Origin of the sequence: Nocardia sp. NPDC005978, assembly GCF_040614455.1 — a bacterium.
In the GTDB taxonomy this organism is placed as follows: domain Bacteria; phylum Actinomycetota; class Actinomycetes; order Mycobacteriales; family Mycobacteriaceae; genus Nocardia.
Genome location: NZ_JBEXUS010000001.1, coordinates 195325 through 210416 on the forward strand (window position 1 = coordinate 195325; position 15092 = coordinate 210416).

Genomic DNA, 15092 nt, shown 5'->3' on the forward strand with positions numbered 1-15092 from the left:
TTGGGGGCTACCTGTTCGACGCGGTGTGATCCGTTGGGACGGAGACCGATTCGGCTAGCCGGCGGCCACCTGTTCCGCCGGCAGCACCGCGGCGTCGATATCGCCGCACATCGCCTCGAGGGCCTCCGTCATGGCGGTGGCCAGCGTATTCATGGTCTCGGGCGACCAGAGTTCGGCGGCGTAGCGCAGATCACCGCGAATGCCGCCGGGCGCGCCCGCCCCGGTCACCATCTCCCGCAGGTCCAGCAGCAGCTCGAATTCGATGCGGTGCTGGGCGAGGGTGCGCAGGCGCACGCCGAGCCCGGCGTCGTCGCCGGCGGGTTCGATATCGCGGGAGTAGGTGGTCATGATCTGCGGCAGTGGATGGTTCGCCGCGGCCCCGGCCGGGCGCAGGCGCTCGGCCAGCCGGTCGAACGGGTACTCCTTGTGCTCGTGGGCGTCGAGCAGGCGGTCCCGGATCTGTCGGACCAGGTCGCGGTAGGTCCGGGTCTCGGCGGTGCGGGTGCGAATGAGCACGGTGTGCACCAGGCAGCCGAGCACCGAATCCAGTTCCTCGGTGTCGCGCCCGCTCAGCGCGGTGCCGACGAGCAGATCCTGCCCCGCGCCGAGCCGTTGCAGCGCGCACACCAGCGCGGCGTGCAGCAGGGTGTAGGTGCTCGCGCCGCAACGGCGGGCGGTATCGAGCACGCGCGCGTGGGTGTGCGGCGACAGGGCCAGCGCCACCGACCCGACCGAGCTGTCGGTGCGCTCGGTGCGCGGCCGGTCCGTCGGCAGCGCGGCTTCGGCGGGCAGGTCCGCCAGTTCGGTGTTCCAGTACGTGGCCGCTCGGTGGGCCGTGCCGGCGGGATCGGCCTCGTTCCCGGTGACGCTCTCGAGCCACACCGTGTAGTCCGCCAATTGCACCGCGGGCGCGGCCCATTCCGGCTCGCTTCCCAGAGCCCTTGCCCGGTAGGCGAATTCGATGTCGCGGAACAGGGTGACCATGGCCTCCCCGTCGCCCGCGCTGTGGTGCAGCACCACCAGCAGCAGATGCCGGTCCGGGGCGAGGCGGTAGAGCCGGACGCGCAGCGGCGGTTCGGTCATGAGCCGGAAGCCGCGCCGGGTCTCGGCGGCCACGGCCGCGTCGGCGGCTTCCGGGCCGATCTCGACCACCTCGAAATCGGTTGCCCCGGGCGCGAACTCGGCGATCCGCTGGACCGGACCGGCCGCGGTGTACGGCAGCACCGTGCGCAGCGCCTCGTGCCTGCGCACGACGTCGTCGACGGCGGCGCGCACCGCGTCCGGGTCGATGTCGCCGTGCAGGTCGAGTGCGGCGGGCAGCAGGTAGTCGGCCCGGCCCTCGCTCAGGTAGTTGACCGTCCACAGCCGCAATTGGGCCGGACTCAGCGGGATCGCGGCGGGCCGGGGCAGTTCGCCGAGCCGCGGCCGCGCGGCGACCGGGTCGCCGTGCCGATCGAGCAGGCGGCGTTCCAGATCTGCCACGGTCGGGGCCTCGAAGACATCGCGCAGGGTCACCACCGTGTTCATGGTCTCGGTGACCGAGCCGACCAGACGGATGGCCGAGAGCGAATTCCCGCCGAGCCGGAAGAAGTCGTCGTGCATCCCGACCCGGTCCACGCCGATGGCCGCGGCGAACAGGCCCGCGAGGATCTGCTGGCGCGGGGTCCGCGCCGGTTGCGCCCCGGCGGTGTCGGCCGGCGCGGGCAGCGCGTTGCGGTCGACCTTGCCGCGCGCGGTGATCGGCAGCTCGGGGATCTGCACGATCGCGGTCGGAACCAGGTAGCCGGGCAGGGACAGCGCCAGCTCGGCCCGGAAGCGCACCGGGTCGATCTCGGTATCGGCGACCACGTAGGCGTGCAACGACTTTCCCGCACGGCCGCGATGGACGGTGACCACGGCCGCGGTGACCCCGGGTGCGCGGCGCAGCGCCGCCTCGACCTCGCTGGGCTCGACCCGAATGCCGTTGATCTTGACCTGCCGGTCCCCGCGACCCAGGAAGCGCAATGCGCCGCGCTCGTCCCAGCGGCCGTAATCGCCGGTGCGGTACATGCGCGCGCCGGGCGCTCCGGAGACGTCCGCGACGAAGCGCTGCGCGGTCAGCCCCGGCAGCCGGTGGTAGCCCTGCGCCAATCCCGCACCGGCGAGATAGATCTCGCCCACGGCGCCGCGCGGCACCGGCCGCAGCATGGTGTCCAGCACCAGCACGATCGTGTTGTCGACCGCGGTCCCGATGGGCAGCGGCTCGTCGCCGTCCCCGGCGTCCGCGATCACCTGCGCGGTGGCGAAGGCGGTGGCCTCGACCGGACCGTAGTGGTTGAGCATCTGCACCTCGGGCCCGGCGGCGTGCACCGCGCGCACCGCGTCCGGCGGCACCACGTCCCCCGCCGAGGACAGCACGCGCAGCCGCCCGAGGCTGTCCGGGATCTCCTCGGCCAGCACCTGGAGCAGTCCCGCGGTGAGGAAGACCGCGGTGACCTCGCCCGCGGCCAGCACGTCCCGGAAGTCACCCGCCGAGAGCCGGCCCGGGGGCGCGATGACGACGGTGCGGCCGGTGAGCAGCGGCATCCAGAGCTCGTACGCCGCGATGTCCCAGTTGTAGGGCGAATGGAACAGCAGCCGTGCGTGTTCGGGGCCGCTGCCGATGCTGTCCAGTGCCCGCTCGACCAGCGCCCGGTGGGTGATCTCGACACCCTTGGGCATGCCGGTGGAGCCGGAGGTGAACATCAGCCAGGCCGGGAGATCCATCGGGATCACGCGGCCGGGATCGGTCTCGGGGCACGAGCGTGCGGCCCGCTCGGCCGCCACGATGTCGGCGTGCGCGCGCAGCAGGATCCGGGTTCCGGTGTGCCGCATCAATTGTTCGACCCGTTCGCCGGGATCGTCGTCGTGCACCGGTACGCACAGCGCGCCGAGTTTGAGGATGGCCAGGAAGGCCACGATCAGCTCCGGGGAGCGCGGCAGGCCGATGCCGATCGGGGTGCCGAGCCGGACGTCGTGCTCCCGCGCCCAGTGGTGCGCGAGCCGGTTGGCCCGGGCATTGAGCCCCCGATAGGTGTGCTCGCCGCCCGCGGCCCACAGCGCGGGGCGGTCCGGATGCTCGCGCGCGACCGCTTCGAAAACCGCTGCCACCGGCCGGTCGCCGATCTCGATCACGGGTCCGCGCCCGATCGCGCCGTCCGCTTCGCGGCCGCTGCGGATGCCGGCGAGCACCTGGTCGTCGGCGGCGTCGGCGACGGCGGTCAGGGTGGCCAGGAAGTGGTCGTGCCGAATCGCGAGATCGGCTGCGGGCCAGCGATCGGAGGCGGTGTCGAAGTCGATGCGCAGCGGGCCGTCGCCGTTGTCGTAGACGCCGATCCCGAAGTCGGCGGGCGCGCCGGCCGAAATGTGGTGCAGGGTGCCGCGAACGGGGCCGAAGGCCAGTTCCCGCGCCATCGGCAGGATGTTGAGCATGGGACCGGCGGCCCAGCCGAGATTGTCCGGGACCAGTCCGTGGGTGAGCATGTCGAACCAGCGATAGTGCTGGTGGCGCAGGATGATTCGAGACTCGGTCTGGGCCGCGCGGGCCAGGTCGCCGACGGTGCCCGCGGGATCGATGTCCAGGCGCAGCGGCACCACGTTGGAGGTCATGCCGAAGGCGTGCCAGGACCGTTTGGCCGGGACCGACAGCCCGAGCACCACCGTGCGCGCCCCGGTGTCGGCGTGCAGCAGCAGCGCGGTGGTCGCGGCCAGCAGGGCGGGCCAGCTCACGTCGAAGCGGTCGGCTCCGGCGCGGACCCGCCGCCACTGTGCCGCGGTGAGATATCCGGAGTGCCGAATCGGTTCGGCGGCGTGTTCGGGGACGGGCGGCTGGGTGAAGGCGGGCGCTTCGCCGACGCCGTCGAGGCGGCCGGACCAGAACTCTCGATCGCCGGCATACCGGTGCGAGGCACGGTATTTGGTGTCGGCGTCGAGCAGGGCTGCGACGGTGTCGAAGACGGCTTCCGAGACCGGTTGCCCGGCAAGCAGTTCGGTGTAGACGCTCGCCACCCGGCGCACCATGGCCAGCGAGGACGCGCCGTCGCAGATGACGTGATGAACTCGCACGCTCCACAGGTGGCCCGCTGCGCCGAGATCGAGCAGGTGATGGTCGAACAGCGGCGCGGCCGCCATGTCGAAGGGCCTGGTGAGTTCGTGGTCGATGAATGCCAGGGCCGCGGCCATCGGATCGGGCTCGGCGCTGAAGTCCCCGCGGCGCAACGGCCAGTCCGCGAGCTCGGTGACGAGCTGGCGCGGTTCGGGGCCGGTCGCGTCGATTCGCACGCGCAGGGTCTCGCTGCCCGCGATGACCGTGCGCAGCGCCTGTTCGAAGATCGCGACGTCGATCCGTCCCCGAATGTGTACGTAGCCGCCGTTGAGATATTTGCGGCCGGATTCGTCGAGTACCGCTCCGGCCCACACCTCCTGCTGCGCGACGGTCAGGGGGTGGCTGTGTTCAGACATTGCGGCCCTTCGTGTTCAGCGCCGAGACGGTGGTTTCGGCGGACCCCGGCGCTGCCAGCAGGTCCAGGACGGTGTGCAGGTGCTCGACGGCGCGGGCGACTACGTCGGCGGGCACCAGCGACCGGTGCCAGTTGACTGCCAGGTGCAGGCCGTCGTTCGGCCAGAATGTGACCATGAGCGGGAACAGGGTGGCTTCGCGCGATTCCAGGCGGGTGAGCGCGACGTCGTCGAAAGCCGCCGCGGCATAGAGGCTTTCCACGTCGACGGGATAGGACTCGAACAGCAGCAGGGTGTCGAATGCGGCGCGCACCGGCACACCGGCCGCGTCCTCGATCTCCGCGAGACCGGCGTACTGGTGATCGAGCAGCCGGGCCTGGGCCGCCTGCTGTTCGGTGAGCAGGACCCCGATCGGCCGGGCCGGATCCCACCGCACGCGCACCGGCACGGTGTTGATGAATTGGCCGACCGCGGACTCGATGCCGGGCAGGTGCGCGGGCCGCCCGGACACCACGGTGCCGAACAGCACGTCGGTCTCACCGGTCAGCTCGCCGAGCACCAGGCCCCACGCGGTCTGCACGATGGTGTTGAGGGTGACGCCGACTTCGGTTGCCAGCCTGGACAATCCGCGGGCTGTAGCCCCGGCCAGCGTGCTCCGGTGCTCGGCCTGCGGAACGGCGGGGTCGGGAGGTTCCGCTCCGGGCGCGGTCAGCAGGGTCGGCGCGCTCGGCTCGGACAGCTCGGCGCGCCAGGCCCGTGCGGTCGCCCGGTCGTCCTGTTCGCTCCGCCAGCGCAGGAAGGCCCGGAAGATTCCGGCGTCGTCCGGGGCCGCCTCGGGACCGGCGGCGTAGGCGACGAGCAGTTCGCGGATCAGCACGGGGAAGGACCAGCCGTCGAACAGCAGGCGGTGATTGGTGACCGACAGCCGCCAGTGCGTGTCGTCCACGCGCAGGAACAGGAATCGGAGCAGCGGCGGGGTCTCGAGATCGAAAGGCCGGAGTTGCTCGTCCAGCAGCAGGGCCTCGATCTCGCCGGGCCGTGCGCGCAGGTCGATTTCCCGCCAGGGCACCGCCGCGGCCGCGGTGACGATCTGCACCGGGTGTCCGGCGGCGGTGTCGACGAACGCCGTGCGCAAGGTCGCGTGCCGGTCGACGAGGTGCTGGGCGGCGGCCCGCAGCCGGGTCAGGTCCGGGGCGCCGGTGCCGGTGAGCAGCAGCTGCATGGTGTGCGGGTCGACGGTGTCGACCTCGTGCAGGGCGTACCGGGCGAACTTGTCCTGAATCGGGGTGAGGGGCCAGATGTCGATCGGGCCGGGGAATCGCGCCGTGCGCGTGTCGATGTCGTGCTGGGTGAGCGCGACCAGCGGGAAATCCGAGGGCGTGTGCCCGCCCGCGCCGGGGAGGACGCTGTGCCGGGCCAGGGCCGCGAGCGCATTCGACCAGAGGCCGGTGAGCGCGTGGATCTCCGCGGCGCGCAACAGCGTCTCGGGGAAGGAGAAGCCCGCCCGCAGACGGTGATCGGCGACCAGGGCGTCGACCGACAGCGCGGTGGCGGGTGGCAGCGCCGCAGGTGCGGTGAACTCGCCGGTGGGCAGCCAGGGGCCCGAGCCGATGGTGGCGATCGCGCCGAGATAGGTGAAGGCGAGCTGGGCCGGTTCGGCCGAGAGCTCGCCCGCCGTCGCCGGATTCAGGTGGCGCAGCAGACCGTGGCCCAGGCCGGTGCCGGGGATCGAGCGCAACTGTTCCTTCACCGCCCGCACGGCAGCGCCCAGGGCCGGGCCGCCCGCCAGGGCGTCGTCCAGGTCGATGCCGGTGAGATCGAAACGGCACGGGAAGGCCGCGGTGAACCACCCGACGGTGCGGGAAAGGTCAACGCCCGGAGCCACTTCGGCGTCGCGGCCGTGCGCTTCGAGGTGCACGAGCAGCGTGCTGCCGGTGTCCGCGCGGGTGTGCCGCCAGCGGGTGACGGCCACCGCGAGCGCGGTGAGCAGCGCGACGTTGGCGGTCGTGCGGTACAGGTCCGGAATGGTGGAAACCACCGCGGTGGTGGCGGTCTCGTCGAGGTCGACCTGGATCCGGCGCACGGTCGCCGCGGTGTCGATGGCGGCGTCGAGGGGCCTGCCCGCCAGCGGCGGCTGCGGGACGGTGAGCAGTTCCCGCCAGTGGTCCAGCTCCGCGGCGCGGTCCGCGGTGACCGCCTGCTCGTGCAGGATGTGCGCCCACCGCCGCATGGAGGTGCCACCGGCGGGCAGCGTCGCGGGGGCGCCCGCGCCGATCCGCGTCCACGTGGAGATGAAGTCCGGCACGAGGATTCGCCAGGACACGCCGTCCACGGCGATGTGGTGCACGACCAAGAGCAGTCGGCCGGGACCGCCGTCGGCGGGCTCGAGCCAGACGGCTTGGAGTACGAGACCGTTCGCCGGATCCAGGCGATCGGCGGCGGCGTCGAACTCGCGGGCGAGGATCTCGACGCGCTCGGAATCGCTTGTGTCGACAGGCATCTCGACCCGGCGCAGGATCGCGCCGAGGCCGACGGCCGTGACCGGGTCGGCGAACAGCCGCCACGTTCCGCTCGCGTCCCGGTAGAGGCGGGCGCGCAACATCTCGTGACGATCCAGGACCGCGGCCAGGACCGCGTGCAGGGTGGCCGCGGTGAGGCCGGCGGGCAGCTCGAGGACCATGGTCTGGGCGTAGCGGCGGAAGCCGGCCTGGGCGTCACGGCCCGCCGATCCGGCGTGCGCGATCAGCGCCGCGATGGCGGGGGTCAGCGGCACCTCGCCCACTCCCCCGCCGGGCAGTTCGGCCGGGGCGTCGGCCGTTTCGCCGGTCGCGACCGCGGCCAGACCCGCGACGGTGGGGAACTCGAACACCTGCTGGGCGGTGAACAGCAGGCCGCGGGCACGGGCGCGGGACACCAGCAGGATCGACATGACGCTGTCGCCGCCGAGTGCGAAGAAGGACTCGTCGGCGCCGACGCCGTCGCGGCCGAGCACCTCCGCGAAGGCCGCCGCCAGCTCGACCTCGGCGGGCGTCCGCGGCGCACGGGTAGAGACCTGCGCCGTGGGCGCGGGCAGGGCCGCGCGATCCACCTTGCCCGCGGGGTTCATCGGCAGGGCGTCCAGCACCACGAAGTCGTCCGGCAGCATGGCGGCGGGCAGCCGGTCCGAGAGTTCGCGGCGCAGTGCGGATTCGGCGCACACCCGGCCCGGCACCGGGACGACGTAGCCGATGACGCGGCCCTCGGCGCGTTGCACGGCCACCGCCTGCGCGACCGGTGCGCAGGCGGCCAGGGCCGCTTCGATCTCACCGAGTTCGATGCGCACGCCATGGCGTTTGATCTGGAAGTCGCGGCGGCCGACGTAATCGAGTTCACCGGTGGCCAGGTTCCAGCGCACGATATCGCCGGTGCGGTAGAGGCGGCCGCCGACTCCGAACGGGTCGGCGACGAAATGCGCTGCGGTGCGGGCCGGGTCGTCCCGATAGCACCGGGCCAGCTGAACTCCCGCGAGGTAGAGCTCGCCGTCGGTTCCGTCGGGCACCGGACGCAGGGCGGCGTCCAGGACGTGGGCGCGGGTGTTCCAGCCGGGCCCGCCGATCGGGACGTGCGCGATCGGGCCCGCGGGCACCGGGTAGCCCGAGACCGCGCCGGTCGCCTCGGTCGGACCGTACAGGTTGTGCAGCTCGGCGGGGCTCGCGGCGGTGAACCGCTGTGCGAGTTGGGGTGTGAGCGTCTCGCCGATGAGCAGCACCCGGCGCAGCCCGGCGGGGACCTCGGCGGTGGCGTTGAGATGCGCGGTCAGGGTCGAGGGGACGAATTGCACGGTGGTGACGCGGTGGGCGGTGATCTGGCGGGCCAGCTCCGCCGGATCCTGTTGGGCCCCCGGTGGCGCGATGACCAGGCGCGCGCCGATGTGCAAGGGCCAGAACAGTTCCCAGATGGAGACGTCGAAGGTGACGGGGGTCTTCTGCAGCACCGCGTCGGTGCGGTCCAGGCCTAGGTGGTGGGTCATCCAGGCCAGGTGCGCGGTGAGCGCGGCGTGGGTGACGGCGACACCCTTCGGGGCTCCGGTCGATCCGGAGGTGAACATGAGGTAGGCCAGATTGTCCGGACGAGCGCCGGGGGTGAGCGGGGTGCCGTCGTACGCGTCGAGATCGAGGTCGCCGATCCGGTGCACGGGCACACCCGCGGCCGCGAAGTCGGTGCGCCCGTCGCTGAGCACGCAGTGTGGACGGGCAACCCGCAGAATGCGTTCCAGGCGTTCGGACGGCTGGGTCGTGTCCAGGGGCACGTACGCCCCGCCCGCCAGCAGCACCGCGTAGGTGGCGACGATGGCCTCGATCGACCGGTCCAGGGCCAGCCCCACGACCGCCTCGGGCCCGACGCCCTGCCCGCGCAGCCAGCGGGCCGTGCGCTCGGCGCGCGCGTGCAGTTCCGCGTAGGTGAGGGTCCGGTCGCCCAGCACCAGCGCGACGTCCCCGGGCTGCCGCCGGACCACGGCCTCGAATCCGTCCAAAGCCGTTGCGGTGGACAGACTCTGCCGCTCTGCCGCCGAAACACCCTTTATCGCCGCCGCAGAAACGCTTGGTGCCACTGCCGCCGAGTCGTTCTGTGCCGATGCCGCCGAAACGCCTTGTGTCACAGCCGCAGAGTCACGCCGCGCCGCCGCAACGCCCGATGCCACATCCGCAGGGTCGTCCTGTGCCGCCGCGGAGACGCTTCGTGTCACTGGCACAACGCCCGGTGCCCCAGCAGAGTCAGCCATAGCCGCCGCTGCGGAAACGCCCTGTGCCGCTGCGTCGGAGACGCCCCGTGCCTGCGCGGTCATCGCCGTCGGCTCCGCGCCGTCGCCGATGTCGTGCGCGGTGTCGTTGATCTCGCGCAGCCTGCGCAGCTCATCCGGGGTGACGATGTCCAGGTGGGCGATCGGCGTGGACGGGGTGAGCAGGAGCGCGGCGAACAGGCGCAGGAACGCCGGCTGCTCGGCGCGCGGCACCTCGGCGCGCCACCCGGAATCGTGCTGCGCGGCAATCAATGCGGGCGGCTCGTCCGGTGTGCCCCCGGCGCGAGTCTCGTCGCGGCCGCGGCGCAACTCCGCGCCCACGCGCTTGGCGATGACGTCGAAGCTCTCCAGCGGGCGCAGCGGGACCGCGACCGGCAGGATGTTCGCGCCGAAGCGGTGGCCGACCGTCACGCGGGTCGCACCGGTGCGGCGGTGCGCGTGCACCGCCAGTCCGGCCAGCACCACCGCCGCCACCCCGCCGCTGCGCCGGGCCAGCGAGCCCAGCCCGGCGAGGCCGTCGAGCAGGGGCGAATCGGCCAGGCCCGCGGGCATCGCCGCGGCGGGCGCGGTCGTCTCACGCGTAGTCATGGAATCCCCCGCCGGTCTTGCGGCCGAAGCGGCCTGCGGCCACCAGATCGGCCAGCGGGCCCGGCACACGGTAGCGATCGTCGCCGGTCGTCTCGCGCAGCACGGTGAGGGTGTCGAGCACATTGTCGAGACCGATGAGGTCTGCGGTGCGCAGCGGGCCCATGCGGTGCCCGAGGCAGCCCTCGAACAGGGCGTCGACGGTGTCCGCGTCCACGCCGGTCGCGGTGACCTCGGCGGCTTCGGCGATGCACAGCATGAGGATCCGATTGATGACGAACCCGGGACCGTCGCCGACCACGATGCCCTGTTTGCCGAGGGCGTCGAGCAGCGCGAGCGCGCGGGCCAGGGCGCCGGGGGCGGTCTGCGCGCCGGTGATCACCTCCACCACCTCGGTCAGCGGGGCGGGGTTCATGAAGTGCAGCCCGAGCACCCGATCGGGCCGGTTCGTGCGGGCGGCCAGATCGGCGACGGGGACGGCGGAGGTGCCGGTGGCGAAGATCGTGCCGGGCGGGCAGTGCCGATCCAGCGCGCCGAAGATCTCACGCTTGAGATCGATGCGCTCGGTCACCGATTCGATGACGAAACTCGCATCGGACAGCTCGGCCAGGTCGGCGGACCAGCGAATCCGCCCGGAGACCGCTTCCAGGGTCGTGCCGCGCGCACCGCGCCCGAGCAGGGCGGCCAGGCGCAGCGCCGAGCGCAGTTCCCGCTGCGCGCGGGCGATGGCGGTCGCGTCGGATTCCACCACGACGACCGGAATGCCGGACTGGGCCAGGCACTGTGCGATACCCGTTCCCATCACGCCCGCGCCGACGACGCCGACCAGGGTTTCGGTGCTCACGGAATCACCTCCAATTCGCTGTCGAGGGCCGCGCTCGCGGTCTCGAGGACCGCGGCGGCCGGCCGCGCGGGCAGGGCTTCGAACAGCCTGCGCAGATCGGCCAGCATGGCCAGGGCCGAGGCGTGTTCGAACAGTTCGGTCGCGTAGTGCAGACGCAGCACGACGGTGCCGGGGTGCGTCCGGGGGCAGGACAGCGCCAGTTCGGTTCGAGGTTCGGCGGAGACCGGGCCGGTCGACGTGCCGTGGAAACTCACCGCCGCGGGTGCGCCGCCGACCGCGGGAGCCTGCGCCGCCGCGCCCACCCGCTCGAGCAGGCCCGTCCAGGTCGGATCGCCGCTCAGGTCGAGCTCGGCCGTACCCGGCTGTCCCGTAACCGTTTCCGGCAGCCCGATCACGACCCGATCGGCGCCGGTGTACCAGGTGAGCAACACCGCGAAGGCCGCCAGGGCCGTGTCGTGCAGCGCGGATTCGGAGTACACCTCCGCCGGCCGCACGGTGTCCGACACCGTATCCAGGGTGTGGCTCGTCAGCCCCGTGCGCGGGAAGTCGGTGGGCACCTGGGTTTCCGGCGTCCGGGCGCGCGGATCGTCGATGAGGGCGGCCAGGACGGGCGGCGCGGTTGCGTTCACCGCGGCCTCGGCCATCGTTTCGAGGATGCGCAGGAAATCGGCGTTGACCCGGGCGACGGTCTGCCGGGTGAACAGCTCGGTGCTGTATTCCCAGCAGGCCCCGATATCGGCGTCCGGATCGTCGGTGAATTCGAAGGTGACCAGGGTGAGGTCGAATTTGGCGGTGCCGGTGGGCAATCCGCCGTACTCGTGACCGGCCGAGTGATCGGGGTCGAACAGTTCGGTGGCGGCCTCGTCGACGCGTTTCAGGCGCGGGGTCACCTGGTGGATGTAGAGGACGTCGAACAGCGGGGTGCGGGCGAGATCGCGCCGCTCCACCAGGGCGTTGACCACGCGGTCGAAGGGAATCTGCTGGTGTTCGAGGGCTTCCAGGACCACGGACCGAACCCGGGCCAGCAGTTCGGGGAGTTCGCGATCGCCGCCGAAGTCGGCGCGCAGGGCGACGGTACTGTTGAAATAGCCGATGAGATCGTCGAATTCGCGCCGCCCCCGGCCGGTGGTCGGGGTGCCGACGACGATGTCGCGCTGGCCGCTGTGCCGGGCCAGCGTCAGGTACAGCGCGCTGAGCAGCACCACGAACAGCGACACCGACTCGCGCTGGGCCAGTCCGCGCAGATCGTTCAGCAGCGCACCGGGAATGGTGAACGGGTACAGGTCGCCGACGAAGGTCTTGCGGGCCGGACGCGGGAAGTCGGTCGGCAGGTGCAGCAGTGGCGCGTCCGCCAGTTTCGCTGTCCAGTAGGCGAGTTCGTGATCCAGTGCCGAACCGGCCAGCAGTTCGCGGTGCCAGGCGGCGTAGTCGCGGTACCGGATGGGCAGCGGGGCCAGGGTGTGCGGGCGGCCCGCCCGGCGCGCGGCGTACAGCTCGGGGATCTCGCGCGCGAGGATGGTCGGCGTCGCCCCGTCGGTGACGGCGTGGTGGCAACTGAGCTGGAGCACATGGGTTTCGGGCGCGATGGTGATCACCAGCACCTGGACCAGCGGATCGTTCGCCAGGTCGAAGGGCCGCTGCGCCGCGGCGCGGACCAGTTCGTGGGCGGCCGCGGTGGGATCGGGGGCGGCCGAGACGTCCACCCGGCGGAAGAACTCCCCCAGCCGGGGCCGAATCCGCAGCACCGGCGCGCCGTCCTGCTCGGCGAAGTTGTAGCGCAGCGTCTCGTGCCGTTCGGCCAGATCCTCGAAAGTGCCGTGCAGGGCGTCGATGTCGATGCCGCCGCGCAGCAGCTGCACCACCGGATAGTTGTAGAGCGTGGTGCCGGGATCGAATTGGTGGTGGAACCACATCCGTTCCTGCCCCGAGGACATGACCGGCTCGTCATGGGCCACCAGGGCCGGGATCGCCGCGCGCGCGGGCACGGCGGTGCGATCGGCGCCCGCGGCCAGCAGCGCGCTGAACTCCGAAAGCCGAGGCCGCTCATAGATATCGAGGAGTTTGGGGCGGAAGCCGAAGGCCTCCTCGATGCGTTCCACCAGCTGCACCGCGATGATGGAATTGCCGCCGAGCTCGAAGTAGTCGGCGTCGCCGTCGAGATCGGTGTCCGCGCCGAGCAATTCGCCCAGGGTGGCGCGCAGCCAGCGGTCCGGATCCGGTCCGGCGGCCGGGGATGCCACGACCGAGGTGGACGCGGCCGCGGTGGACGCGGGCGGCTGTGCGCCGGTGTGCCAGTGGCTGGGAATGTCGATCCAGCAGCGGGAGGTGAGCTGCGGATGCCCGGGCAACCGGATACGCCGGGCGTCGGCCGGTGCGAAAGCACCCCAGTCGAGATCGACCCCGGCCGTGTAGAGCTGTCCGAGCAGGCCCGGCAGACCCGCGGAATCGTCGGCGGGGCCGATGATTTCGGCCTCGGGTAGTTCGGTGGCGAGCAGCTCGCCGAGCCGGCCCCCGCGAGCGGGTTCGAGGAAGACGACCGGGCCCTGGGTCGTCAGGGTGCGCGCCGCGTGCGCCAGTCGTTCGATGTCCACGGTCGCGACCGCGCCCTCGATCTCGGGGGCGGTGACCTCGGCCCGCGAACCGAGCAGGTACCGGGACACGAAGCGGGACGAGCCGGCGCTGAGGATGGCGGCGAACTCGATGCCGCAGTCGCGCAGGCGATCGTGGATCGCGCACTGGCCCGCCAGCACCGCCGCGGTGGCGCCGGTCGCGGGCAGCTGGGCGGGCAGCACCGCGCCGGAATCGACCGGCATCGGCGGGGCGTCCGGAGACAGCAGCAGCACCACCCGGGGCGGGCGGGTCGCGGCCGTGCGGTCGGCGGGCGGCAGCGCCCGCAGACGCCGCACGAGATCCGCTGTGCTCGACGCGGTTACCGCGTACCGGTGGGCGTAGTGGGCGCGGCCCACACCGAGGGTGAAGGCGACGTCGTCCAGGGCCGGCGGCTCCGGTGCGGACAGGGCGGTGGTGAGATCGGCGGTCAAGGCGGCCAGGGCTCGCGGGGTGCGCGCCGAGATGCCGACCAGGCGGGGCCGATCCGCGCCCCGGTCCGGGCGGGCGGGTTCGGCGGGTGGTTGCGCCACCACGCAGTGCGCGATGCTGCCGCCGAGGCTGAACGAGCTCACCCCCGCGATCCGGGGTGCGTCGCCGGGCCACGGGCGGGCCGCGGTCAGCACCTCGATACGGGCGACCGCGAGATCGATGTCGCCGGTCGGCCTGCTGAAATGCAGGCTCGGGTACAGCTCGGCGTGTGCGACGCCCAGCACGGCCTTGACCAGGCCCGCGATACCGGAGGCGTGGTCGAGGTGGCCGATATTGGTCTTCACCGAACCGATCGGCAGCAGCGGGTGATCACCGAAAGCGGCGGTGATGCCTTCCAATTCGATGGCATCGCCGAGCCGGGTGCCCGAGCCGTGCGTCTCCAGATAGCCCGCCGCCGCGGTGCTCGCCCCGGCCGATCGCCACGCCTTGGCGATGACCCGGGCCTGGGCGGTGGCGCTGGGGGTGCTGATGGTGGCCGCGGCGTGCCCGTTGTGCAGGGTGGCGCTGCCGCGAATGACGGCGTGGATGGGCGCGCGATCGGCGCGGGCCCGGGCCACGGTGGTCAGCAGCAGCACCGCACCGCCCTCACCGCCGACCGTGCCGTCCGCGTCGGCGTCGAAGGCCCGGCAGCGGCCGCCGGGCGAGAGGATCTCGGTGAAGACGCCGCCGCCCCAGGACGGAGTGCCGGGCACGCGCACCGACACCCCGCCCGCGAGCGCGTAATCGGCGTCCCCGCCGGACAATTCGCGACAGGCCCGGTGCACCGCGACCAGGGCGCTGTTGCAACCGCTGTCCACGCTGTAGCACGGTCCGGTGAGCCCGAGCAGATGCGCGATCCGGGCCGCGCCGGCGAATCCTGCGTTGCCGAGCAGGCTCAGCGGTCCGGGATCGACGGGGAAGGCGTGGTAGCTCGACTGCGAGGCGCTGAGCACAACCGCGGTATCGCTCGCGGCCAGGTGCGCGATCGGGTACCCGGCGTCCTCGACGGCCCGCTGCGCCAGCGACAGGGCGATGCGCTGCTGCGGGTCGATCACCGACGCTTCGCGGCGGGACAGGTTGAAGAAGCGGTGATCGAACTGCTCGATCTCGGTCAGGTGGCCCATGGGCAGGTACCCGGCGGCGGGATCCAGGCCGGTGGCGGCGATGCGCTCGGCGGGCATGGGGCCGACCGCGTCGTGCCCGGCGCGCAGGTTCGCGCGGAACTCGGCCAGATCGGCGGCGCCGGGAAAGCGCGCGCCGATGCCGACGACGGCGATATCGCCGTCCCGGGCCGCGAAATCGGCACTGCTGCTGACGGTGTCGGACATG

The 15092-nt window shown here is 72.5% G+C and carries 4 protein-coding genes; all 4 read right to left on the reverse strand.

Annotated features, from left to right (window positions below):
- Positions 1–54: 54 nt before the first annotated feature.
- Genes ABZ319_RS00950 through ABZ319_RS00965 form a run of 4 tightly spaced genes read right to left on the reverse strand, consistent with a single transcriptional unit; the run spans position 55 to position 15091 of the window.
- On the reverse strand, positions 55–4479 hold the full coding sequence (locus tag ABZ319_RS00950) for an amino acid adenylation domain-containing protein (protein ID WP_354984203.1): 4425 nt from the start codon (positions 4477–4479) through the stop codon (positions 55–57).
- Positions 4472–9844 (reverse strand): amino acid adenylation domain-containing protein, encoded by a 5373-nt coding sequence (locus ABZ319_RS00955; protein WP_354984204.1) that lies wholly within the window; start codon positions 9842–9844, stop codon positions 4472–4474. The genes ABZ319_RS00950 and ABZ319_RS00955 overlap by 8 nt, the downstream gene beginning before the upstream one ends.
- Positions 9831–10685: a 3-hydroxyacyl-CoA dehydrogenase family protein gene (locus ABZ319_RS00960; RefSeq protein WP_354984205.1), complete on the reverse strand. Its 855-nt coding sequence runs from the start codon at positions 10683–10685 to the stop codon at positions 9831–9833. The genes ABZ319_RS00955 and ABZ319_RS00960 overlap by 14 nt, the downstream gene beginning before the upstream one ends.
- Positions 10682–15091 carry a condensation domain-containing protein gene (locus ABZ319_RS00965; RefSeq protein ID WP_354984206.1) on the reverse strand — a complete coding sequence of 1470 codons (4410 nt, stop codon included), beginning with the start codon at positions 15089–15091 and terminating at the stop codon, positions 10682–10684. Before ABZ319_RS00965 ends, ABZ319_RS00960 begins: the two co-directional genes overlap by 4 nt.
- Position 15092 lies beyond the last annotated feature (1 nt).

Coding starts and splice junctions, on each gene's coding strand:
- ABZ319_RS00955 (WP_354984204.1), bottom strand. CDS start 9,844: ATGACTACGCGTGAGACGACCGCGCCCGCCGCGGCGATGCCCGCGGGC.
- ABZ319_RS00950 (WP_354984203.1), bottom strand. CDS start 4,479: ATGTCTGAACACAGCCACCCCCTGACCGTCGCGCAGCAGGAGGTGTGG.
- ABZ319_RS00965 (WP_354984206.1), bottom strand. CDS start 15,091: ATGTCCGACACCGTCAGCAGCAGTGCCGATTTCGCGGCCCGGGACGGC.